The sequence below is a fragment of the Pandoraea sp. NE5 genome (assembly GCF_024363545.1).
Classification (GTDB): domain Bacteria; phylum Pseudomonadota; class Gammaproteobacteria; order Burkholderiales; family Burkholderiaceae; genus Pandoraea; species Pandoraea cepalis.
In genome coordinates, this window is record NZ_AP025517.1 from 4,329,563 (window position 1) to 4,351,225 (window position 21,663).

Below are 21,663 nucleotides of genomic sequence, written 5' to 3' on the forward strand. Positions count from 1 at the left end.
AGATCGTGCAATATCCATGCCCGTGCCGTTTTTTATCCCTTTCGCACGATTTTCGTGCGCCCCATGCATTTTTTTGCACCACATCCGTGATTTGAACTCAACACCACTCCCCTAGACGGACCGGGGCCCCTTTCCGCCTCTCAAACATAAACCCAACTCGCTGCAGAAAGGGGCCCCGGTCCATCCCCCTCCACGCCCCCAGTCCCCCCACCGACACCGCCCGCTTCCCACGCCTCCCCCCACACCGCCCCTGTCCCGTCGACACCGCCCGTCTCCATCGCCATCGCGACGCCGCACCCGCCCCGCGCGTGCTCCGCATCTGCCGCAGGACGGCCGCGTCGTCGCCCACGCCTCTCCAGTCCCTCTTCTCCTCCTACCTCCTTCTTGCTTCTCCTAGTGCCTCCTAGTGCCTCCTAGCGTCTCCTCTCGCGCTCCTCCCTCCCTCGCTTTTTCATCCCCCCATATGCAAAACGCCGGGCTCTCCCCGGCGTCTTCACTGTCCTGCACTTATCGTTCGCTACCGCTTTGCTTATGCGGCCTTTCGCGCTGAGCGCACCGCCTCCAACGCCGCTCGCGTCAACACATACGTGCCCGGCAAATCCTGCTCGTCACAGTTGTGACCCTCTCCACCCCGATCCACCACCACGAAGTCACTCACCTCATCCAACGCCAACAACGGGTGATGCCACACGCCACGCGCATAGTTCACCCCCTGCCACCCCTCCGAAACAAACGCCCTCATCTGACTCACGTCCAATTCGCCCGCCGGCGCTACCACCACCAAGTACGGCGTCGTCTTCAACGGTATGAACGCCTGACTCCCCAACGGATGCCGCTCCAACATCTTCACCTCATACGGCAACTGCCTCGGCTGGCCACGAAACACATTGACCAACGTGCGGCCGCCCTCCGGCCCCAAATCTACCGTCGCCAAATCGTGAAACCGCTCCGTCGTCCCGCCATTGATCCCGAAATGCTTCGCCCCCGACAACTCAATCACATCGCCAAACGGCGCAAACGCCTCTCGCGTCAATCGCTCGATCTTCAACGCCGCTCCCGCCATGTCACTCTCCTTTTTTTCCTTTTTTCATTTCCCCCCCTCTCGCACCCCTGCCGGGCGCGAGAGGGATTCATTCGCGCTTACGCTTTCTTTTCGCTCAACCGGCCCCACAACCGCAAACGCGATACACCCCCGTCCGGAATGATGTTGAAGCGAATGTGCGTGATCGCCCCCAGCCTCTGTACCTGCTCCTCAAAGCTGAATTGCTTGTCCATCGCCAATTTCTGCTCAGGCAACAACTCCGGCCAGAACATCGACTGCGTAATCAAGGACTGCTCGGTGCCGCCCGTCACATACGCCGCCTGAATGGAACAACGATCCGGGAAGTTGCCCTTGAAGTGCGCCGTGTCCACTTCGATCTTCGCAATCTCGCCCGGCTGCGCCAACGCAATGATCGCCCAGTCGTTGCCCGGCTCACGACGTCGACGCGTCTCCCACCCATCGCCCATGTTCACCCCCCGGCCCGGCATCAACAGGTTCGATGCCATCCCGAAGTGCTGGTTGTTCGCCGCGACGACGTAACCGCCATTCTCCATCGCGATGAGGTCGATCAACTCGTCACGCGAGCGTCGCGCCCAATCGCTCTGCGGCAACCCATACACGCGCAAACGCGCCAGGCCACCATCGGGGTACAGGTTCACTCGCACATGGGTCACCGCACGCGACTGCGTAATCGCATGGTAGTGGTGCGCATTGCCCTGCAAGCTGGTCGACGCCAGCAATTCGAACCACTCGGCCGACTCGCCCGGGGCGCCGTCCGGGCTGTGGCAACCCTCGAGCGACGCGGCCGGCGGAAAGTTGCCGGTGAAGTGGCTGGTGTCGAGGTCAACGCCAAACAACACGCCCGGTCGCGCCAGCTTGACCACACACCAGTCGTAGCCGTTCACACGCTTGCGACGTGTCTCCCAACCATCCATCCACTTGCCGTTGTCGTCGTATTTGCCAGGGATGAACACGGCCGGCTCAGGGTTGAGCATGCGCTCCTTGGCCGCGAAAAACTCGTCGCTGGCCTCCAACGCCTGCGCACCCAGGCGCGGATCAGCCAAGTTGACGTAACGGCGCACAAATTCCGGTGCGTTCGGGTCTTGCGGGGCGAGGGCCATGCCAACTCCTTGATGCTGGGTAATGTCTGAAACGGGACGAATCGGGTTGCAACGGACGGAAACCACTCGGGCCGACACTATCCGCCCAGTCTCCTTTCGGTTCAGTCGCGAACCAGATCCTGCAGACGGAATCCGGCGATACGGAAGATCTGTCGCAAGCATTCGTCGATCTCGTCCGCCCGGCTGTTTGCAACGCGCGCCGCGAAGTTTTCGATGATGCTGGCACGCGTATGCCCACGCACCGCCAGGATGTAAGGGAACCCGAACTTGGCTTTGTACGCATCGTTGAGTTCGGTCAGCCGCGCAAATTCATCGGCACTGCACTGGTCCAGCCCCGCCCCCGCTTGCTCACGCGTGGACTCGGCCGTCAGTTCGCCTCGTACGGCCGCTTTGCCCGCCAATTCGGGGTGAGCACGGATGAGGTCGAGCTGAGGGCCTTCGCCAGCATCGATGACGGCCTGACACATGGCGTCCTGCAACGCCTCGACGGTGGCAAACGGACGGTCGTCCCAAGCCGCTTCGGCCACCCAAGGCGAATGCTCGAAGATGCCGTCGAGCGCCGCAACGAACTCGGCACGGGGCAACGCCGACAGTTCGGCAACGGTACGTTGGGTCATAGACAACGGGGCGTTCATTCACTGCTCTCCCGGAGAACAAAGGTGGCGCCCCGCCATGCTTTTCGCACAGCCGAGTGACGCCTTTCGGATTCAAATTTCTACCAGTGACCACGCCGGTTCCCAACGTAGCCGCCTCACCCAAATCTGCTCGCTCACGCCGCCACGTACGGATGGCGCGTCTGCCAGTGACGTGCCACGTCGATACGACGACACACCCACACACGATCATGTTTCTCAATGTGATCGAGGAATCGCTGCAACGCCGCAAATCGCCCTGGGCGACCCAGCAAGCGGCAATGCATGCCCACCGACAACATCTTCGGTGCCTCGTCCCCTTCCGCATACAAGACGTCAAACGCATCGCGCAGATAATGGAAGAAGTGATCCGCCGTATTGAAGCCCTGCGGTGCCGCGAAGCGCATGTCGTTGGAATCGAGGGTGTAAGGCACGACAAGGTGAGGCTTGACGTCGCCCGTGCCGGTCCGCACCTGTGTCCAGAATGGCAGGTCGTCGCCATAGTTGTCGGAGTCGTACACGAACCCGCCCTGCTCGACCACCAGACGCCGCGTATTCGGGCTGTCACGACCCGTGTACCAGCCAAGCGGCGCGCTACCCGTCATTGCCTTGAAGAGGTCGATCGCGATGCGCATGTGCTCGCGCTCGGTCGCCTCGTCCATGTTCTGGTAATGAATCCAGCGCCACCCGTGACACGCGATCTCATGCCCCAATTCCTGAAAAGCGGCTGTCACCTCAGGATGACGCTGCATGGCCATCGCCACGCCAAACACGGTCAACGGAAGCCCGCGGCGCTCGAATTCGCGCAAGATGCGCCACACGCCCGCCCGCGACCCATATTCGTAAATGGACTCCATGCTCATGTGACGCGCTTCGTACGCCGCCGCGCCAATGATCTCGGACAGGAATTGCTCGGACGCGCGATCGCCGTGCAATACACAGTTCTCGCCGCCTTCTTCGTAATTCAGGACGAACTGAACGGCAATGCGCGCACGCCCCGGCCAGTCGGCAAACGGTACGTGACGGCCATAACCGATGAGGTCGCGCGGATAGTCGCTGGAACTTGCAATGTGGCTGGCCATGGTGTCCTGGCATTCGGGGAATGGCGAAATGATCGAAGCAGTGTAGCCAAATCCATCCCGCGGAAACATAGCCAGATTCGGATATTCAGGCTGTGCTTAAACGTATAGTCGCCCCCGCACGGCCCCGCCCGTTCACGCGCGCTCCTTCGCCCGCGCTCATTCGGCACCCTCCCCGCCCGTGGATCTTGGTTGTCGACAAACCCACCAAAAACACCCTCAAATAACGCAAAAAATCACGCAACCTCGCCCAATAGACGTAAATCGACGCAACAACAAAAAAGCACGCCGGGCCGTTGTTTCGACCCGGCGTGCTTTCGCTTGCCGCTATGCCGCTTTATCGAACGCTCAGTCGGCGCTCGCTTGGAAATTACGCGTACAGATAGGGATATCCCGTAAGCGTCAGCGTGACCTGCGCCCCGGATGTCTGCAGTCTGGCCTGTCCGCCCACCGGCAAGGTCAGTTTGTCGGGACAGTGACCAAACGGCATATCGGTCGCGATCGGAATGCCGATCACTTTACGCACGCTTTCGATCATCGCCGGCATGTCGTATCCGTTGTCATATTCGGTCACTCGGTACTGTGAGAAATCCCCAAGCACCAACGCACGTTGACGCGCCAGAATGCCGGACTGATGCAACTGGTACAGCATCCGCTCAACGCGATACGGCGGCTCGTTGACATCTTCGACGAACAACACGCCCCCCTCGATCTGCGGCAGGTACCGGGTACCGATCAGGCTGCAGACCATCGCCAGGTTGCCGCCCCACAAGGTGCCCGACACGTCGATATCGCCGCTCGCCCCATCCCCCAGCCACTGGGCCACGTGACTCGGCGAACGCAATACGGATTGGAATTGCGTCAGGGTGAAATCGCTCAGCGGATCGGCCCCGAAGTCCGCCAGCAACATCGGCCCCGCAAACGTGGTGAGCTGGGCCTGCGCCAACAGTGCCAACTGCACGGCCGTGAAGTCGCTATGACCGATGATGGCGACCGGTGCTCCCGATAACCGGCGATGCAGGCCTTCGTAGTCAAGCTGGTCGAGCAGATGCACGGCGCCATATCCGCCACGCACCGCGAGCACGATCTCGGGCACGGGATGCTCACGCCCCGCCAGCTGGTTGATTTCGGCAACGCGCTCGGCATCGGTTCCCGCAAAGCGCAAGTACCGACGCGCAAGCGCCTCGCGATTGCTGACGGTGTAGCCGAGTCGCTCCAATGTCTCGATGCCGCGCAAGGCGACGTCGGGGTCGGGGGCGTAGCCCGACGGGGCAATCAGTTCGAGAAGCCTGGTCTGCGTCAATTGAGGGATCCCGGTGTTGGGGTTGGGGTCTCGCCCACCGCCTCGGCGGACGCCGACGAGCGACGCGCCTTCGCAGCGGCACGTCGTTCACTGAAGAAGGTCTGGAGAATGTCGACGCACTCGTCGCGCATGACGCCGCCGAGCACTTCGGCATGATGATTGAGCCGAGGTTCCGCGAACAGGTCGACCACGCTGCCGCACGCCCCGGTCTTGGGATCCGCTGCCCCATACACGACGCGCTTCACGCGCGCATGCATGATCGCACCCGCACACATGACGCACGGCTCGAGCGTCACATACAGTTCGCATTCCGGCAGACGATAGTTGCCCAACGCCTGTGCCGCCGCGCGCAGCGCCTGCATTTCGGCATGAGCCGACGGGTCGTGGCCGCCGACTGGACAGTTGTGCCCAACGGCAATCACCTGTCCGTCGCAAACGACGACGGCACCCACCGGCACCTCTCCCTGCACCATCGCGGCACGGGCCTGCTGCAGCGCCAGGCCCATGTAGGTCTCGTCGGTGGCGGGTAAATCTCGATTCATGAAACGTTGACGAAAAGCCGCCGCACGTCGCCCGCCCCATTTCGGACGCGCTACGCACAGCGCAATTGGCCGCTATCGGCAATGCGCTATTCTCGCACACGCCCCGCCACCGTCACACATCGGGCGCGCGCTCCGCAAGCCCCCGCCGCACCCGCAATCCCCCGACTCGCGCGTATTTCAGTCCCAAGCGGGCGCGAGCGACGCCGGATTGGCCTGACGCTCGTTGCGATCGAGCGTGGCGATCCGTGCCATGTCGTCATTGCTTAGCCTCAGGTCGCACGCCTTCATGTTGCTCGCCAGATTCTCGCGCTTGGTGGACGACGGAATGACGGCGTATCCCTGCTGCATCGCCCAGGCAAGCGCGACTTGCGCCGTGGTAGCCTCGTGCGCCTCGGCAATTTTCACGAGCACCGGATCGTTCAAAACTTTTCCGTACGCCAGCGTCATGTATGACGTGACGTGAACGCCCTGCGAACGCGCAAATTCCGCCAGTTTGCGGTTCTGCAAGTATGGACTCAGCTCGATCTGCAAGGTCGCCAACTCGCCCGGCCCAACAATGCCAATGGCCTGCTGCAGCAGCGCAATGGTGAAGTTGGACACGCCGATGGCACGGGTCAAGCCCTGCTCGCGGGCTTCGCGCAACGCGCCAAGATATTCCGCCATCGGCACTGCATTGGCCGGCGACGGCCAGTGAATCAGCGTGAGATCGACCCGGTCGGTGCCGAGCTTCGAGAGACTGTCCTTCAGGCTCGGAATCAACTTGTCACGGGAAAAGTTGTCGACCCAGATCTTGGTGGTCAGATGCAACGCGTCACGCTTGACGCCCGATGCCGTCAGTGCGTGCCCGATGTCGGCTTCGTTCTCGTAGATCTGCGCGGTGTCGATCGCGCGGTATCCCAGCGCGAGCGCCTGGGTAACGGTATCGACGACGGTTTGCCCCTTCAAACGGAACGTGCCGAGGCCAAAGGCGGGAAGACTCATGAGTGCAACTCCTGTCAGATGCGTCGCGCCAAGGAAATCAACGCCCGTTGAACGGCGCGACGGAAGCGCACAGTGTCCCGGATTCGCGCACGCACAAGAAGCCCCCTCAGACGAACAAGATTCGTGCACTGAATTCACAAATAAGCGCGAATCGGGGCGTCGACCGCTGTGATCGACAGGGGCGACTCAGACAGCAGCCTGCGGGAGGAAGCTGGCGTCTTCGCGCGCCATCGCCTTGATTTCGTTACGGGTGGCGAGGATATGCGCCTCGAGCAGGGACACGACTGCCCCCACGTCGCGACGCCGGCATGCCGCGAGAATTTCGTAGTGATCGTGCTGCGGGTTCTCTTTGCCGGTCGCCTGCGACATCGCCAGATGCGAGTAGCGGTCGGTGTTCAGGCAGTAGGCTTCGACGAGCATCCGCAAACGGCGGTTGTTGGCGGGCGCCGACAGCGCAAGATGGAAACGTCGGTTGTATTCGGCCCACTCCGAGACGGCTTCGGACGCCGAGTAGTCCGCCAGGATCTGTTCCATCCCCTGGAAGTCGCGCTCCGCCATGTTGGGCACGGCAAGCTTCGCGGCATGGCATTCGAGCGCGACACGAATGTCGAGCAACTCGCACAATAGCTCGAGGTTCATGCTCGTCACGGTCGCGCCACGGTTCAGAGGGTGGGTAACCAACCCCTCCGCTTCCAATTGCCGCAACGCTTCGCGCACCGGCACCCGGCTTGCGTTGAAACGCTCAGCCAGGGCTTCCTGACGCAGTTGATACCCACCCGGGAGCACGCCGCGCAAGATTTCGTCTCGCAGCGTGTCGCGGATGGCCTCATGAAGGGCTTGGGATCTGGGTGTTCGCATACTTACTTGCCCGCTCGCGCCTCCGCCAGCGCAATGGTCAGATGGGCCACCCGCTTCTTGAGCGCATCGCGCTCGGCGGTCATGGCTTTGAGTTCCTTTGACAGACGCGTGAGTTCGTCGGTCGGCTCCGCAGTGGTATCCCACGGCGGCGTGCCGTCGTCTTCGTCAGCGATCTCGTCGTCCTTCCGCTTGCGTGGCTTGACGGGACGCGCCTCACGCACCTGACGCGCCAGCTCACGCAACTCCTGCTTGCCAGCGACCACCGCGGCCACCTGTGCCGCCTGCGGCAAGGTCGAGACGGCCGCGGCCGCGTTGATCGACACCTCCCCACGTTTGACGGCATCCACCAGCTCCGGCGCCGCCGCCGTGTGGATCTGCTCGATCTGCCCCAGCGTATTGCTCGACAATCGCGCCGCACGCGCCAACGCCGCGCGCGTGAGCGCCATCGTATGCGCGGGGATCGACGCATTGGTCCCCATTGCCTCAGCCGCATCGCTCGCCGAAGCGGCCGGCGGCGCCTCGGCTTGCGCCGGATTGTCGCTACCGGTGCGGGCTTCGAGAATGGTCTTCTTGCGCAACGCCAGCACGCCGCGCTGGTAATCGGACACGCTGCGCCGGCCCAGGTGATTGTCAATCATCCACAGGCGCACGTCGTCCATGGACTTGAACGAGAGGTTCTGCACCGTACGGAATTCGATGTTGTGCTTGCGGCAAATCGCGTAGCGATTGTGGCCGTCGACCAGCACGTCGCCCCACAGTACAAGGGCGTCGCGGCATCCCTCGGCCAGCAGGCTCTGTTCGAGCGCCGCATATTCATCAGGCGTGAGCGGATCGATGTACGCCTTGAGTTCTTCGTTGATCTGGACTGTCATGGATTTCTGTGACGATGCCGCCGCCCCCGGCGCCGCTGGCTGCGGCACGACGCGGAACGTCGGCATGGAAAGACGTTGCAGGCGGCATTATCGCCTGTCTGGCCGGCTTTGACGAAACGAACGCCCGGACCCCCTGCCCGGGTCGGCGCTCAGGACAGCACGCCGTGATCGGTCAGGAACGCCTGAATGCGCGACAGACGCGCCGCCGGATCGACGATGCCCAGAAGGGCCTCTTTCTCGTGCGGCGGCAGCGGCAACAACTCGGCCCATCGATCCGCGACCCAGCCGCACTCGTCCAGACGGTACGGCGGTGCGAGCGGCAATTTTGCCGCGCGTGCCGGGTCGCGCTGCAAACCGGCAATCAGCTTGCCCAGTGTGTCGGCACTGATCTGCAAGTTATCGGGGATGGCGATGTTGACATCGTCCGGCAGCATTTGCGCTTCGCCCGTCCAAAGCCCGTACTTCCCCTGCTCGACGGACGCGAGCCGAAACTTGGTCGTGCCACGGCACACGAGCTCGAGCAGCGACGGCATGGTCGCGCGCCAGTCGTCGATGCGCGCCATCGTGCCGATCATGGCGGGCTCCTCGACGCCGTCGGGCAAGCGTACCTCGCTGCCCTTGCGCAGGACGACCACACCAAATTCGGTGCCATCGGCGAGACATCGCTTGATCATGTCGAGATAGCGCACCTCGAAGATGCGCAGATGCAACACCCCAGCAGGAAACAGGGCGTTGCCAAGCGGGAAGAGTGGGATCTGGACCATGCCATATGATGACACGAAGTCACTCGCGGTATGCGCCATTGTCTTGCCAGGGCGCATAGCGCCTACCCGCTCGCAAGCGACGCAACACGATGACCGTTTGTCGCAATCCCCTGTGGCCGAGCGCGCGGCCAGCGCCTCATCGAACTAGCGAGACGGTGTGTCATCGGGGATGCGCCGAGATGTTACGCTTTCAGACGCGAATCGTAATGCGGGCTGCCGTTGTGGGCATGCCGGCGTCTCTGGAGGTTATCGGTATGACAGTGGAAAAAGTGGCGTTGATTACGGCGGGCGGCAGTGGCATGGGCGCTGCCGCGGCGCGGCGTCTCGCGGCAGATGGCTTCAAAGTCGGCATCCTGTCGTCGTCGGGCAAGGGCGAGGCCCTGGCCACGGCGCTGGGTGGCGTGGGCGTGACGGGGTCGAATCAATCGAACGAAGCGCTGGCGACGCTGGTCGAGTTGGCCGTCGAACGCTGGGGACGTATCGATGTGCTGGTCAATAGCGCAGGTCACGGTCCGAGAGCGCCGATTCTGGAGATTACCGACGACGACTGGCATCGCGGCATGGACACCTATCTGATGAACGTGATCCGCCCGACGCGGCTGGTGACACCGATCATGCAGAAGCAAGGCGCGGGCGCGATCATCAACATCTCGACAGCGTGGGCGTTCGAGCCGAGCGACATGTTTCCGACTTCCGCGGTGTTTCGCGCCGGTCTGGCATCGTTCACGAAGCTGTTTGCGGACAAGTACGCGAAGGACAACGTCCGAATGAACAATGTGCTGCCGGGCTGGATCGACAGTCTGCCGCAGCAAGACACACGCCGTGAGAGCGTGCCGATGCAGCGCTACGGCACGGCGGAAGAGATCGCTGCGACCGTGGCGTTCCTCGCGTCGGAAGGCGGTGGGTATATCACCGGCCAGAACATTCGCGTTGATGGCGGACTTACGCGCTCGGTGTGAGCGTCGCGCGCCTGCCTTCACCGGACCCATTCGGTCTGGCCGCCTCCCTCACCCATCGCGCACAAGATTGGAGCGGCCCTCCCCCTCGGGTCCTATCGGTTCAGGCACGGCCACGATCATCAGGCCGACATTCCGATCGATGCCCCTTCGTCCGGGGCTTGCTTGACAACGCGACTCGTGGTCGCCCGCAAACTCACGCCTGTGCGAGAACCTGCTGGGCGATGACGCTCGTAATACCGGTCTTGTCGTCGCGGGCGCGCGCCAGCAGACCAATGCTACGTTGCTCGGCCACGTCGGGCAGCGCGACGACGCGCAGGGTGTCTTCTTGCGCCCACGTGGCGTTGCGCAGCATTGGCACGACGGTGACGCCGAGCCCCTGGCGCACCAGTCCCACAATGCCTTCAATGGAACTCAACTCCAGGAATTCATTGACCTTGATGCGCTGACGCCGCAAAGCGCGATCGATCAGCGCCCCCGTGCGTTGTGTGTGGTCGAATCGCAGGAAGGGTTCCGTCGCCAGCAGCCGCGCGCTCAACGCCTGCTTCATCCCGGAAGGGGCAAGCATCACCAGAGGCTCGCGATACAGGGGCGTCCAGCGCACCCCAGCGGGCCGACGCCCCGGCGGCTCGACCAGCACCGCGCAGTCAATATCACCGGCGTCGAGCTGGGCCGTCAGTTCCATCGAGCGCGCGGTCACGATCGAGACCTCCAGGCCCGGGCGCGCCTGCTTGATTTGCAGCACGGCGGGCGCCAACGCGCTCACCGCAGACTCGATCGCACCAATCGCGACAGGGCCGACGGGCGACTCGATGCCGGACGCCAATATGCGCATGTTCTGGTATTGCGCCAGCAACAACTGCGCGTGCGGCAGCAACGCCCGGCCCATGGCGTTGAGTGCAATCGAACGCCCCACCCGATCGAATATTGCGTGACCGAACTCCTCTTCCAGCGCGCGCATTTGCATGCTCACCGCCGACTGCGTCATCGCCAGACGTTCGGCCGCCGAAGCGAACGAGCCGTACCGCGCCACCGCTATGAAAGTGCGCATGAATCGCAGGTTGCTCACGGGTTTCCTCGCAGGTCGTGTCGAGATCCCGTCGACCGCGAATTCATCAAAATATTTGCGATGACGGATCACAAATTCTAGCTTTTATTGCTTTTTTTACACAAGCAGAATCAGTCGGAGCAAGTGAATCCGGCTTGCCACAGTCAAACTTCGAGACAGGAGCCTCTCCATGGAAGTTTCAGTTGAGCGCGACAGCGCCGCTACCCCGACAGCCCCGGAACGATCGGGCAAACGTATCGACGTAGGCGTGATTGCGGTATCTACGATCGGCAATGCGCTCGAATGGTTCGATTTCACTGTTTTCACGTTTTTCGCGGCGAACATCGCCCGCCAGTTCTTTCCCAGCGATAACCCGACCGCCGCCTTGCTCGCCACCTGGACGACGTTTGGCGTGGGGTTCCTCACGCGGCCGCTGGGCGGCATCGTTTTGGGTAACGTCGCCGACAGGCATGGCCGCAAGTCAGCCCTGCTGCTGACCATCTCTGTCATGGCGGTCGGTGTCGCGGTCATCGCCTTTGCGCCAACCTATGCGTCAATCGGCATGGCCGCACCGGTACTGATGTTGATCGGCCGTTTCCTGCAAGGCTTTTCCGCCGGCGGCGAAGTGGGCAGCGCCACCGCCTTCCTGGTCGAGCATGCCCCTGTCGAACGACGCGGCGTGTATGGCAGCTTCCAGATGATCGCTCAGGCCTGCAGCATGTTGCTCGGGGCCATCGTATCGGTAGGTATCACCCAAACCCTGACCCCGGAGCAGATCGACGCATTCGGATGGCGCATTCCCTTCGCGATCGGCCTGCTGATCGTGCCAGTCGGCCTGTATGTGCGCTCGCGCCTGGACGAATCCCCGGTATTCAAGCACGCCACCCAGCATGCCGAGCCCCGGCGCTCGCCTTTCATCGAATCGGTGACCACGCACTGGCGACAGGTGCTGGCCGGCTTCGGCCTGACGGTGTACGGCACCATTGGCACGTACATCTTTTATTACTACATGCCGAGTTACGCCACGAAGTCGCTGGGCATTCCGTTCAAGAGCAGCGTGATCGCGTCGCTGTGCGCGGCCGTCGCGTACATCGTCGGCACCTTTGCATCGGGCCGGATTTCAGACGTCATCGGCCGCAAGAAGCCAATGGTAGCGTCCGGCGTGATCAGCCTGGTCATCACGTATCCGCTGTTCCTGGCCGTGAGTCACACGCCGACACTGCCGATGCTGATCCTCGTGCAGTGTTGCCTGATGCTCTCGCTGGGCTTGTTCCAGGGCTCGTATTGCGCCTTCGTCTGTGAACTCTTCCCATCGCGGGTACGTGCCACGTCGATGGCGATTGGCTATAACTTCGCGGTCATGATCTTCGGCGGCTTCGCCGGCGCCATTGCCACGCTACTCATCAGCTGGACGGGGGACAAGCTCGCTGTCGTGTACTACGGAATGTTTGGCGCGGCGGTGGGCCTCATCACGATCCTGATGCTGCAAGACCGCTCGCGCATGCCGCTGCAGTAACAATTCGCGCATCGCTCCCCATGCGCGGGACGTCGTCTCGCGCATGTCTAACTCACTTCAGTCCCACAACACGCCCCATGGCCAATGTCGCGCCCCGGCTTTCTTGACGATCGCCGGCGGCGGCGCCATCGGGGCCTCCATGGAGAACCCGCTTACATGTCCATCATTCCCGAAATCGCTGAACGCACCACCGAGTTGCAGGCCATTCGCCGCGACCTCCACGCCCACCCGGAGCTGCGTTATGAGGAAGCGCGAACGTCCGACATCGTTGCGCGTCTGCTCGAATCCTGGGGTATCGAGGTCACCCGCGGCCTCGGCAAGACAGGGGTCGTCGGCGTGTTGCGCAACGGTACCGGCAAGAAGACCATCGGTCTGCGTGCCGACATGGATGCCCTGCCCATCCAGGAACTCAACAGCTTTGCGCACGCCTCGCAATATGCCGGCAAGATGCATGCGTGCGGTCACGATGGTCATACCGCCATGCTGCTGGGCGCTGCGCAGCAGCTTGCCACGCATCGCACGTTCGACGGCACGATCGTGTTCATCTTCCAGCCCGCGGAAGAAGGCGGCGGCGGCGCCAAGGCCATGCTTCAGGACGGCCTGTTCGAGCGATTCCCGGTCGACGCAGTGTTCGCGCTGCACAACTGGCCGGGACTCGCCGCCGGTAGTTTCGGTGCGCGCGTGGGTGCGACGCAGGCGTCGAGCAATGAGTTCCGGATCGTCGTCAAGGGGACGGGGGCGCACGCCGCCATGCCGCACGATGGCATCGACCCGGTCCTGACGGCCATGCAGATCGGTACCGGCCTGCAGAGCATCATGACGCGCAACAAACGTCCGATCGACGCCGCCGTGCTATCCATCACACAAATGCAGGCGGGTGAAGCGATCAACGTCATCCCCAACACCGCCACGTTGGCCGGCACCGTGCGTACGTTCTCCATCGAAGTGCTCGATCTGGTGGAGACTCGCATGCGCGAGTTCTGCACATCCACGGCGGCCGCCTATGGCTGTACGGCGGAATTCACATTCGTGCGCAATTACCCACCGACCGTCAACACGGCGACCGAGACGCAGTTTGCCGTCGATGTCATGCGAGAGATCGTCGGACGCGACCACGTTGTCTACCCGATCGACCCGACCATGGGGGCGGAGGACTTTTCATTTTTCCTGCAGGAGCGTCCGGGGTGCTACGCGTATATCGGCAACGGACTGGGCGATCACCGCGCACACGGACACGGACTCGGCCCGTGCATGCTGCACAACACGAGCTATGACTTCAACGACGATGTGCTGACGCTGGGCGCCACGTATTGGGTTCGTCTGGCTGAAGCCTTCCTGGTCGCGTAACGCATCATGGCCAACGCATGCTTTTCCGCGACCTATGCCCAGGCACGCACGCGCTTTGCCGCCGCGGCACGGGCTGCTGGGGTCGCCGTGACGAGCCATCTCATTCCCGGCATCGCGGGGCGTGAAGGCGAGGAACTGGCGACCGACGTTGTGCGGCTCGGGGCACCGCGCACCCGTCGGCTATTGATCCTGACGTCGGGCACCCATGGCGTGGAGGGCTTTAGCGGCAGTGCGGCGCAAGTCGCACTGCTGGGCGATGCAGGGCTACAGGCACGCCTGGCGGCGGCTGATGTGGCGATCCTTGTCGTGCATGCCATCAATCCTTACGGCTTCTCGTGGCTGTCGCGAACCAACGAGGACAACGTGGACTTGAACCGCAACAGCATCGACTTCACACAGCCGCTGCCGACCAACGATGCCTACGCCGATCTGCACGCCTTGCTGGTGCCACCGACGTGGCCGCCCTCGGACGACAATGTCGCGGCGATCACGCACTATATCGCCGCGCACGGTGAACCCGCGTATCAGCGCGCGCTGACCCTTGGGCAATATCGATTTGCAGACGGGTTGTTCTATGGCGGGCGTGCTCCGGTGGCAAGCACCCGACTGATGGACGCGCTCATTCACGACCATGCGCAGGCGTGCGAAGCGGTGGGTTGGATCGACTTTCATACCGGGCTCGGTCCACCCGGTCATGGAGAGAAGATCAGCGTGGGACGAGTCGACGCCGCCGAACTCAGGCGCGCTCGTGCCTGGTGGGGTGCCGATCTGGCCAGCCCGGTCGACGGAACGACGGTGGCATCCAACGTTGGCGGGCCATTGCTCGACACGTTGCGGTTTGCCTGTCCGGATGCGCAGGTCACCGCCATGGCCATCGAATATGGCACGGTACCGCTCATCGACATGCTGCACATGCTGCGGGCGGATGCCTGGCTGCGCCAGCATCCGGACGCGCCGGCGGCGCAGACGGCGGCGATTCGAGCAGCGGTGCGCGCGACGTTCTGCTTCGAGGACCCGATTTGGCAAGGGCAGATTCTGGGCCAGGCGCGTGTGGCAATCCTGCAAGCCGTAACGGGGTTGGGGCGCGGTGCTGTCGACTGAGCGCCGGGGTGAGCGTCGGCGTCGCCCGTTCCAGCGCGTTCTGCCAGTCGATTGAAGTAAAGATGCTGATCGAAGATTGACGGCCTCACTACGACGAAGTGCATCCGCATTCTGGTTTTCAGTCCTTGGTTCCTCGGATTTTCGCTGCGTTACCGAACGTATTTCAACCACTGGGGTAGTGAGTCTTTGAACACGATTGGCACGAGAAAACCAGTCGTGTCATTCACGCCACGCATGACAGAAGACCCCGCGTCAGGCAGCGCAACAACAGCGACTGCAGCGCTCATCGCACACGTGCGCGGGGTGCTAGAGTTGGCATTATGCGTTGCTCAAGGCGTTGACATGGGCCGACCCAGCATTCTCAGGGCCAGAATTGACTTGCATGACGGGCCGACACGGATTCGTGTTGGCGGGAAATGGTTCAGCGACACGGAGGGATCGTTTCAACTTGAAGGCGATGATTGACGTTCGTGAGTGAATGCCCGGGACACCAGCCATTACCGGACAGGAATACAAAAAAGCCCGCAAAATCGCGGGCTTAGATGTGTTTTACTGCCAGTCGATGCCGGCCGGTGCCGGACGTCAATTCACTCCCACTCGATCGTCGCAGGCGGCTTGCCCGAGATGTCATACACGACCCGGTTCAAACCACGCACTTCGTTAATGATGCGGTTCGACACCTTGCCGAGCAGATCATGCGGCAGGTGTGCCCAGTGCGCCGTCATGAAGTCTTGCGTCTGCACGGCGCGCAGCGCCACCACCCACTCATACGTGCGGCCATCTCCCATCACGCCCACACTCTTGACCGGCAGGAACACCGCGAAGGCCTGGCTCGTCAGCTCGTACCACGTCTTGCCGCTGTTCGGCTCAACCGTGTTGCGCAGCTCTTCGATGAAGATCGCATCGGCGCGACGCAGCAGATCGGCGTAATCGCGCTTCACTTCGCCCAGAATGCGCACACCCAGACCCGGGCCCGGGAACGGGTGACGATAAACCATGTCGTGCGGCAGACCCAGCGCCACGCCCAGCTCGCGCACTTCATCCTTGAACAGGTCGCGCAGCGGCTCCAGCAGCTTCAGACCCAGCGTCTCCGGCAAGCCACCCACGTTGTGGTGGCTCTTGATCGTCGTCGCCTTCTTCGTCTTCGCACCGCCCGACTCGATCACGTCCGGATAGATCGTGCCTTGCGCCAGCCACTTCGCATTCTTCAGCTTCTTCGCTTCCGCCTGGAACACTTCAACGAACTCACGGCCGATGATCTTGCGCTTCTGCTCCGGATCGGTCACGCCCTTCAAATGCCCCATGAACTGCTCGGCGGCATCCACGTGCACAACCTTCGCATGCAGACGGCCCTCGAACATCTCCATCACCATCTGGCCTTCGTTCAAACGCAGCAGACCGTGATCGACGAACACGCACGTCAGTTGGTCGCCAATGGCGCGATGAATCAGCGCCGCCGCAACACTCGAATCGACACCGCCCGACAAGCCCAGAATCACTTCCTCGTCGCCCACCTGCTCGCGAATCGCCTTGACGGCTTCCTCGATGTGGTCGCGCATGATCCAGTCCGGCTTCGCCCCGGCAATCTCCAGCACGAAACGCTCGAGCAACTCACGTCCCTTCACGGTGTGCGTGACTTCCGGGTGGAACTGCACCGCATAGTAGTGACGCGACACGTCCGCCATGCCGGCGATCGGGCAGCTCGGCGTTGACGCCATCAGCACAAAACCCGGCGGCAAATGCGTGACCTTGTCACCGTGGCTCATCCACACCTTCAGCATGCCGTGGCCTTCAGCCGTACGGAAATCCTCGATACCGTCGAGCAGCGGCGTATGGCCCTGCGCACGCACTTCGGCGTAACCGAACTCGCGATGATGGCTAGCCTCGACCTGACCGCCCAACTGAACCGTCATCGCGAACATACCGTAGCAAATGCCCAGCACCGGCACGCCCAGATCCCAGACGGCCTGCGGGGCACGCAGATCCTGATCCTCATACGTGCTCGCATGGCTACCCGACAGAATGATCGCCTTCGGATTGAATTCACGAATGAACTCGTCCGACACGTCGTTCGGGTGGATCTCGCAGTAAACGTGCGCTTCGCGAACGCGGCGGCCGATGAGCTGGGTGACTTGCGAACCGAAGTCAAGAATGAGGATTTTGTCGTGCATCGTGAGGTACGGAGGAAGTGGATTCGTTGGACGTCGGCGCCGTGGCGGAAGGCACGGGCGTGACAATGCCGGTGGTGCCCGCAGGCGCGACCGGCGTGGTATTGACGGAAGCGGAGCCGCCGCGAGGCGCCTCCATGCGCGGCTCAGCGCGCTTGCCTCGGGCCTCGTCGCCGGCCCGGGCATCGGGATCATCGAACGGTGCGTCGCGCCGGGTGTCGCTCACGACCCCGCCACGCCCGCGACCGGCCGCCTGCTGTGCCGCCTGCACGCGCTCTTTCGTACGCACGCTCGACGCCAGCTTGACGAGAATGGCACCCACCACCAGCAAGACGGCCCCGAGCGCCGGCATCAACCACTTGCCGCCCCCCGTCACCGCCAACTGGCCGGAAATCAGCCACCCCAGCACGAAAGCACCGATCACCCAGTTGATATGCCCCGTCACTTTCGCGACGGTCGCCGTCAACTGGCCGTTCACGGTGGCGTGCCATTGCAGCCAGGCCACGCCGACGAAGGCCACACCAAGCGCCTGCGCATACAGCACGGGCGATGGCGCGGGCACTTCAATGGCCGCATACAGCGATGACCAGAACGACGCGATCAACAGCACACCGAGTGCCAGATTCAACGCCGCATCGAGGAACAGTACCGTACGCAACATGGCCTTCATGGGTGATTACTCCACGTGGTAGTTGGGGGCTTCCTTCATGATCTGGACGTCGTGCACATGCGATTCGCGCATGCCGGCGGCCGTGATTTGTACAAACTCCGCCTTCTCGTGCAGGTCCTGGATCGTCGGGCAACCCAGATACCCCATCGACGAACGGATACCGCCCGTCAACTGATGCAGGATGGCCATCACGCTGCCCTTGTAGGCCACACGGCCTTCAATGCCTTCCGGCACCAGCTTGTCGGCGTTGTTCGCCGGATCCTGGAAGTAACGGTCGGCGGCGCCATCCTTCATCGCCCCCACCGAACCCATGCCGCGATAGCTCTTGTACGAACGGCCCTGGTACAGGAACACCTCGCCCGGCGCTTCTTCCGTGCCCGAGAACATGCTGCCCATCATCACCGTGTGCGCGCCAGCGGCCAGCGCCTTGGAGATGTCGCCCGAGTAACGAATACCACCGTCCGCGATGAGCGGAACACCCGTGTCCTTGAGCGCTTCGGCTACGTTGGCAATTGCCGTGATTTGCGGCACACCCACGCCCGCCACAATACGCGTCGTGCAGATCGAGCCCGGGCCGATACCGACCTTGACGGCGTCCGCCCCATGTTCGACCAGCGCCACGGCGGCACTCGCCGTCGCGATGTTGCCGCCGACCACTTCGATCTGCGGGAAATGCTTCTTGACCCACTGCACGCGGTCCAGCACACCCTGGCTGTGGCCGTGCGCCGTGTCGACCACGATCACGTCGACACCCGCCGCCACCAGCAGCTCCACACGCTCTTCATTGTCCGCGCCCACGCCAACGGCGGCGCCGACACGCAGCTTGCCGTGTTCGTCCTTGTTCGCGAGCGGGTGCTCGGTCGCCTTCATGATGTCCTTGACAGTCATCAGGCCGCGCAGTTCGAAGGCGTCATTGACGACCAGCACGCGCTCCAGGCGGTGGCTGTGCATCAAGTGCTCGGCGTCGGCCGGCGACGCGCCTTCGCGCACGGTGATGAGCTTTTCCTTGGGCGTCATGATCGCGCGCACCGGCTCGTCCAGGCGGCTCTCGAAACGCAGGTCACGGTTCGTCACGATACCGATGAGCTGAGCGCCCTCGACGACCGGGAAACCGGAAATGCCATGCTGGCGCGACAACGCGATCACATCGCGCACCTTCATGTGCGGCGGAATCGTGATCGGATCGCGCAGAACGCCTGATTCAAAGCGCTTGACCTTCGACACTTCACGCGCCTGCTCGGCCGGCTTCAGATTCTTGTGAATAATGCCGATGCCGCCCTGTTGTGCCATGGCGATAGCCAGACGCGCTTCGGTCACCGTATCCATGGCGGCCGACAGCAAAGGCATGTTCAAGGTGATGTTGCGCGTGAGCTTGGTTTTCAGGCTGGTGTCGCGCGGAAGAACGGCAGAGTAAGCCGGGACGAGGAGCACGTCATCGAAAGTGAGTGCTTTTTGGATCAGACGCATGGCAAATCCTATAGGCGCAAAACCGAATTATACAGAAATCGCAGGACGCATGGCACGTCTGCCCCACATGTCAAGGGGCTTTTTCCCCGAGGGCCGGAACGAACGCGCATCCGCGCCTCGCGGCGACCGATTTGCCAACCCAGCCGACTGCCGGATTTCACAAGAGCGGCGCCCTGGGCCCATGCTATTCTTCGGCCCTTCCTGCACCGCCCCGGCCGGTATAACGAGGCGATGTCCGGCGCGGATCATCGGCATCTCGCCAACACGAACCACGGGTACGAATTTCATGGGGCAAGGCATTTCTTTCGGACTGGCTGCGGGCGCCTTGTGGGGCCTGGTCTTCCTGGCCCCTCGCCTGCTGCCCGGGTTCTCGCCGCTGGAACTGTCGGCCGCCCGTTACGTCCTGTATGGACTGGTATCCGCCGTGCTGCTCGCTCCCCTCTGGGCGCGTCTACGGCATACCGTCACTGGCAGTGACTGGCGGGCGCTGTTCCGGCTGAGTCTTGTCGGCAATCTCATCTACTACCTGTTTCTCGCGGGCGCGGTCCAGATGGCGGGGATTGCGCCGGCCTCGTTGATCGTAGGCGTGCTGCCCGTAACGGTCACACTGGTCGGCAGCCGTGACCACGGCGCCCTCCCCCTGTCGCGGCTGGCGGGGCCCCTGGTACTGGTCGCGGCGGGCATCGTCTGCATCAACGTCGACGTGTTCGCCCACGCCTCGGCAAGCGGCGGAGACTGGCGGCTCACCCTCGCCGGCATTGGCTGCGCAGTCGGCGCGCTCGTGAGTTGGACATGGTATGCGGTAGCCAACGCCCGCTATCTGGCGCGATTCGGACACTTCACGAGTCAGGAATGGTCGCTGCTGACGGGCGTCGCCACGGGCGTGCTCGCGCTCATGCTGGCGATTCCGGCCGTGTGGCTCCCGCACCCGGTCGTGCTCGACGCGCCGCGCGACTGGCAGATGTTTCTGATCGTGAACATCGCCGTAGCGGTGGGCGCATCGACCATTGGCAATGCGTTCTGGAATGCGGCAAGCCGACGGCTACCGCTCACCCTGTCGGGACAGATGATCGTGTTTGAAACGCTCTTCGCGCTGATTTACGGCTTTGTCTACGAACAGCGCTTGCCACGCCTGCTGGAACTCGCCGCCATCGCGTTGCTGCTAGCGGGTGTCAGCGCTTCGGTAAGATTGCATGCACGGAAATCGGTGCACTGATTCGCGCCCCGTGATTCGAATAAAGACGCTAATCGGCGCCCCCCCCCCGCTAGCGCACCACTTAACACTCCACTCAGCGCCCACGCGAGCGTTTTGGTTAGCTTGCCGGTCAGCGCGGCACCGGGTCACACACCGCAGACGTCAACTGCCGCGACGGCTACCGAGCCATTTCTGCCCTTCTCGGCTCCCTTCGTTGCGTACCTTTTCCACGCGTCGCTGACGCGCGAGCTTGGGATCGGCCTTCAACGCCCGGTAGATTTCGATGCGATCCCCGTCCTCCACGGCGGCGTCAAGCGCGCGCAGCTTACCGAAGACGCCGGCTTTCATGCGCGACATGTCCAACTCCGGAAACCGCTGCGGCAGCCCGCTGCGCTCGATCGCCTCGCGCATTGTGGCGCCTTGCGACAACGTCAGCGCGACGATCGTCTGCTCGGCGGGCAATGCGTAGCAAACCTCGACATTCACCTCACCCGGCATAAACGGTCTCCGCACGTTTGACAAAGGCGTCGACGAACGTATTGGCGATGTGGCTGAATACCGGGCCGATCACCTTCTCGAGCAGAAAACTCGCAAATTCGTAGTGAAGGCCGAACTCGATCTTGCAAGCGTTCTCGCGCAGCGGCGTGAACTTCCAGGTGCCGTGAAAACGTTTGAAAGGCCCTTCGACGAAGGTCATCTGAATGGAATGCGGGCGCTCCTGGAGATTGCGCGTCGCGAACGAGTGCTTCAGCCCTTTGAAGTCGATGATCAGCGACGCCTCCATGCTGTGCTCGTCCTGGTGCCGAATATCGACACCACCGCACCAGGGCAGGAATTTGGGGTAATCGGCGACATTGGTCACCAGGTCGTACATTTGCTCAGCGGAGAAATGCACGAGAACGGTTTTACTGACTTCGGCCATCGTCTGTCGGTCGAGGTGCATGCAGGACGCGTCGGCCATCGAGGTCATATCGATGCGCGCGCGACGCAAGCCGCCTGTT

22 protein-coding genes are annotated in these 21,663 nt (G+C 62.7%); 6 read left to right on the forward strand and 16 right to left on the reverse strand.

Annotation, left to right across the window (positions count from 1 at the left end):
• Window positions 1-529: 529 nt before the first annotated feature.
• The 10 genes from PanNE5_RS19585 to PanNE5_RS19630 form a co-directional block, all read right to left on the reverse strand.
• Window positions 530-1,063, reverse strand: a complete 534-nt coding sequence (locus PanNE5_RS19585) for an ureidoglycolate lyase (RefSeq protein WP_150564802.1) — start codon at window positions 1,061-1,063, stop codon at window positions 530-532.
• A 77-nt stretch (window positions 1,064-1,140) separates the two neighbouring features.
• Window positions 1,141-2,163 carry an allantoicase gene (gene alc / locus PanNE5_RS19590; RefSeq protein WP_261938232.1) on the reverse strand — a complete coding sequence of 341 codons (1,023 nt, stop codon included), beginning with the start codon at window positions 2,161-2,163 and terminating at the stop codon, window positions 1,141-1,143.
• Between the two features lie 101 nt (window positions 2,164-2,264).
• Window positions 2,265-2,786 carry a 2-oxo-4-hydroxy-4-carboxy-5-ureidoimidazoline decarboxylase gene (gene uraD / locus PanNE5_RS19595; RefSeq protein ID WP_026131624.1) on the reverse strand — a complete coding sequence of 174 codons (522 nt, stop codon included), beginning with the start codon at window positions 2,784-2,786 and terminating at the stop codon, window positions 2,265-2,267.
• Window positions 2,787-2,932: 146 nt separating this feature from the next.
• Entirely contained in the window at window positions 2,933-3,877 is a 945-nt protein-coding gene (puuE, locus tag PanNE5_RS19600; RefSeq protein ID WP_039829837.1) for an allantoinase PuuE, read from the reverse strand.
• A 367-nt stretch (window positions 3,878-4,244) separates the two neighbouring features.
• Window positions 4,245-5,177 carry a muramoyltetrapeptide carboxypeptidase gene (ldcA, locus tag PanNE5_RS19605; RefSeq protein ID WP_261938674.1) on the reverse strand — a complete coding sequence of 311 codons (933 nt, stop codon included), beginning with the start codon at window positions 5,175-5,177 and terminating at the stop codon, window positions 4,245-4,247.
• Window positions 5,174-5,719 (reverse strand): tRNA adenosine(34) deaminase TadA, encoded by a 546-nt coding sequence (gene tadA / locus PanNE5_RS19610; protein ID WP_261938675.1) that lies wholly within the window; start codon window positions 5,717-5,719, stop codon window positions 5,174-5,176. The genes ldcA and tadA overlap by 4 nt, the downstream gene beginning before the upstream one ends.
• A gap of 177 nt (window positions 5,720-5,896) precedes the next feature.
• A complete protein-coding gene (gene dkgB / locus PanNE5_RS19615) occupies window positions 5,897-6,700 on the reverse strand; it encodes a 2,5-didehydrogluconate reductase DkgB (RefSeq protein ID WP_150564798.1) in 804 nt (267 codons plus the stop codon).
• Between the two features lie 186 nt (window positions 6,701-6,886).
• Window positions 6,887-7,558 (reverse strand): GntR family transcriptional regulator, encoded by a 672-nt coding sequence (locus PanNE5_RS19620; protein ID WP_026131622.1) that lies wholly within the window; start codon window positions 7,556-7,558, stop codon window positions 6,887-6,889.
• Window positions 7,559-7,560: 2 nt separating this feature from the next.
• A complete protein-coding gene (locus PanNE5_RS19625; protein ID WP_026131621.1) occupies window positions 7,561-8,430 on the reverse strand; it encodes a hypothetical protein in 870 nt (289 codons plus the stop codon).
• Window positions 8,431-8,579: 149 nt separating this feature from the next.
• On the reverse strand, window positions 8,580-9,194 hold the full coding sequence (locus tag PanNE5_RS19630) for an LON peptidase substrate-binding domain-containing protein (RefSeq protein WP_026131620.1): 615 nt from the start codon (window positions 9,192-9,194) through the stop codon (window positions 8,580-8,582).
• A 254-nt stretch (window positions 9,195-9,448) separates the two neighbouring features.
• Between PanNE5_RS19630 and PanNE5_RS19635 the strand changes: the two genes are divergently transcribed.
• Window positions 9,449-10,153, forward strand: a complete 705-nt coding sequence (locus PanNE5_RS19635; RefSeq protein WP_261938676.1) for an SDR family oxidoreductase — start codon at window positions 9,449-9,451, stop codon at window positions 10,151-10,153.
• A gap of 193 nt (window positions 10,154-10,346) precedes the next feature.
• On the opposite strand, the gene PanNE5_RS19640 is transcribed toward PanNE5_RS19635, so the two are convergent.
• Window positions 10,347-11,201, reverse strand: coding sequence for a LysR family transcriptional regulator (locus tag PanNE5_RS19640; RefSeq protein WP_261938677.1), 855 nt, complete (start codon window positions 11,199-11,201; stop codon window positions 10,347-10,349).
• 187 nt (window positions 11,202-11,388) lie between these two features.
• On the opposite strand from PanNE5_RS19640, the gene PanNE5_RS19645 reads away from it, so the two are divergent.
• The 4 genes from PanNE5_RS19645 to PanNE5_RS19660 all read left to right on the forward strand — a co-directional run bounded on the left by PanNE5_RS19645 (window position 11,389) and on the right by PanNE5_RS19660 (window position 15,627).
• Window positions 11,389-12,714 carry an MFS transporter gene (locus tag PanNE5_RS19645; RefSeq protein ID WP_017232069.1) on the forward strand — a complete coding sequence of 442 codons (1,326 nt, stop codon included), beginning with the start codon at window positions 11,389-11,391 and terminating at the stop codon, window positions 12,712-12,714.
• Between the two features lie 156 nt (window positions 12,715-12,870).
• Window positions 12,871-14,061 carry a M20 aminoacylase family protein gene (locus tag PanNE5_RS19650; protein ID WP_017232068.1) on the forward strand — a complete coding sequence of 397 codons (1,191 nt, stop codon included), beginning with the start codon at window positions 12,871-12,873 and terminating at the stop codon, window positions 14,059-14,061.
• Between the two features lie 6 nt (window positions 14,062-14,067).
• The gene (locus tag PanNE5_RS19655) at window positions 14,068-15,162 is read left to right on the forward strand and encodes a M14 family metallopeptidase (protein ID WP_261938678.1); all 1,095 of its coding nucleotides are present in this window, start codon (window positions 14,068-14,070) and stop codon (window positions 15,160-15,162) included.
• 234 nt (window positions 15,163-15,396) lie between these two features.
• Window positions 15,397-15,627 carry a PhzF family phenazine biosynthesis protein gene (locus PanNE5_RS19660; RefSeq protein ID WP_261939878.1) on the forward strand — a complete coding sequence of 77 codons (231 nt, stop codon included), beginning with the start codon at window positions 15,397-15,399 and terminating at the stop codon, window positions 15,625-15,627.
• A gap of 122 nt (window positions 15,628-15,749) precedes the next feature.
• On the opposite strand, the gene guaA is transcribed toward PanNE5_RS19660, so the two are convergent.
• Genes guaA through guaB form a run of 3 tightly spaced genes read right to left on the reverse strand, consistent with a single transcriptional unit; the run spans window position 15,750 to window position 19,467 of the window.
• Window positions 15,750-17,333, reverse strand: coding sequence for a glutamine-hydrolyzing GMP synthase (gene guaA / locus PanNE5_RS19665; RefSeq protein WP_261938679.1), 1,584 nt, complete (start codon window positions 17,331-17,333; stop codon window positions 15,750-15,752).
• Window positions 17,308-18,000 carry a hypothetical protein gene (locus PanNE5_RS19670; protein WP_261938680.1) on the reverse strand — a complete coding sequence of 231 codons (693 nt, stop codon included), beginning with the start codon at window positions 17,998-18,000 and terminating at the stop codon, window positions 17,308-17,310. Before PanNE5_RS19670 ends, guaA begins: the two co-directional genes overlap by 26 nt.
• A gap of 6 nt (window positions 18,001-18,006) precedes the next feature.
• A complete protein-coding gene (gene guaB, locus PanNE5_RS19675) occupies window positions 18,007-19,467 on the reverse strand; it encodes an IMP dehydrogenase (protein WP_017234118.1) in 1,461 nt (486 codons plus the stop codon).
• 286 nt (window positions 19,468-19,753) lie between these two features.
• Here guaB and PanNE5_RS19680 point away from each other — a divergent pair, with 286 nt between their 5' ends.
• Window positions 19,754-20,683, forward strand: coding sequence for a DMT family transporter (locus tag PanNE5_RS19680; RefSeq protein ID WP_261938681.1), 930 nt, complete (start codon window positions 19,754-19,756; stop codon window positions 20,681-20,683).
• Between the two features lie 141 nt (window positions 20,684-20,824).
• On the opposite strand, the gene PanNE5_RS19685 is transcribed toward PanNE5_RS19680, so the two are convergent.
• Both PanNE5_RS19685 and PanNE5_RS19690 read right to left on the reverse strand, forming a co-directional pair.
• Window positions 20,825-21,160 carry an RnfH family protein gene (locus PanNE5_RS19685; RefSeq protein WP_261938682.1) on the reverse strand — a complete coding sequence of 112 codons (336 nt, stop codon included), beginning with the start codon at window positions 21,158-21,160 and terminating at the stop codon, window positions 20,825-20,827.
• Window positions 21,150-21,584: a type II toxin-antitoxin system RatA family toxin gene (locus PanNE5_RS19690; RefSeq protein WP_026131979.1), complete on the reverse strand. Its 435-nt coding sequence runs from the start codon at window positions 21,582-21,584 to the stop codon at window positions 21,150-21,152. The genes PanNE5_RS19685 and PanNE5_RS19690 overlap by 11 nt, the downstream gene beginning before the upstream one ends.
• Window positions 21,585-21,663 lie beyond the last annotated feature (79 nt).

What these genes read in the sequence shown, in the direction of transcription:
- PanNE5_RS19585 (WP_150564802.1), bottom strand. Translation starts at nt 1,063, where the DNA reads ATGGCGGGAGCGGCGTTGAAGATCGAGCGATTGACGCGAGAGGCGTTT.
- alc (WP_261938232.1), bottom strand. Translation starts at nt 2,163, where the DNA reads ATGGCCCTCGCCCCGCAAGACCCGAACGCACCGGAATTTGTGCGCCGT.
- puuE (WP_039829837.1), bottom strand. Translation starts at nt 3,877, where the DNA reads ATGGCCAGCCACATTGCAAGTTCCAGCGACTATCCGCGCGACCTCATC.
- tadA (WP_261938675.1), bottom strand. Translation starts at nt 5,719, where the DNA reads ATGAATCGAGATTTACCCGCCACCGACGAGACCTACATGGGCCTGGCG.
- dkgB (WP_150564798.1), bottom strand. Translation starts at nt 6,700, where the DNA reads ATGAGTCTTCCCGCCTTTGGCCTCGGCACGTTCCGTTTGAAGGGGCAA.
- PanNE5_RS19620 (WP_026131622.1), bottom strand. Translation starts at nt 7,558, where the DNA reads ATGCGAACACCCAGATCCCAAGCCCTTCATGAGGCCATCCGCGACACG.
- PanNE5_RS19625 (WP_026131621.1), bottom strand. Translation starts at nt 8,430, where the DNA reads ATGACAGTCCAGATCAACGAAGAACTCAAGGCGTACATCGATCCGCTC.
- PanNE5_RS19630 (WP_026131620.1), bottom strand. Translation starts at nt 9,194, where the DNA reads ATGGTCCAGATCCCACTCTTCCCGCTTGGCAACGCCCTGTTTCCTGCT.
- PanNE5_RS19635 (WP_261938676.1), top strand. Translation starts at nt 9,449, where the DNA reads ATGACAGTGGAAAAAGTGGCGTTGATTACGGCGGGCGGCAGTGGCATG.
- PanNE5_RS19640 (WP_261938677.1), bottom strand. Translation starts at nt 11,201, where the DNA reads ATGCGCACTTTCATAGCGGTGGCGCGGTACGGCTCGTTCGCTTCGGCG.
- PanNE5_RS19645 (WP_017232069.1), top strand. Translation starts at nt 11,389, where the DNA reads ATGGAAGTTTCAGTTGAGCGCGACAGCGCCGCTACCCCGACAGCCCCG.
- PanNE5_RS19650 (WP_017232068.1), top strand. Translation starts at nt 12,871, where the DNA reads ATGTCCATCATTCCCGAAATCGCTGAACGCACCACCGAGTTGCAGGCC.
- PanNE5_RS19655 (WP_261938678.1), top strand. Translation starts at nt 14,068, where the DNA reads ATGGCCAACGCATGCTTTTCCGCGACCTATGCCCAGGCACGCACGCGC.
- PanNE5_RS19660 (WP_261939878.1), top strand. Translation starts at nt 15,397, where the DNA reads ATGACAGAAGACCCCGCGTCAGGCAGCGCAACAACAGCGACTGCAGCG.
- guaA (WP_261938679.1), bottom strand. Translation starts at nt 17,333, where the DNA reads ATGCACGACAAAATCCTCATTCTTGACTTCGGTTCGCAAGTCACCCAG.
- PanNE5_RS19670 (WP_261938680.1), bottom strand. Translation starts at nt 18,000, where the DNA reads ATGAAGGCCATGTTGCGTACGGTACTGTTCCTCGATGCGGCGTTGAAT.
- guaB (WP_017234118.1), bottom strand. Translation starts at nt 19,467, where the DNA reads ATGCGTCTGATCCAAAAAGCACTCACTTTCGATGACGTGCTCCTCGTC.
- PanNE5_RS19680 (WP_261938681.1), top strand. Translation starts at nt 19,754, where the DNA reads ATGGGGCAAGGCATTTCTTTCGGACTGGCTGCGGGCGCCTTGTGGGGC.
- PanNE5_RS19685 (WP_261938682.1), bottom strand. Translation starts at nt 21,160, where the DNA reads ATGCCGGGTGAGGTGAATGTCGAGGTTTGCTACGCATTGCCCGCCGAG.
- PanNE5_RS19690 (WP_026131979.1), bottom strand. Translation starts at nt 21,584, where the DNA reads ATGGCCGAAGTCAGTAAAACCGTTCTCGTGCATTTCTCCGCTGAGCAA.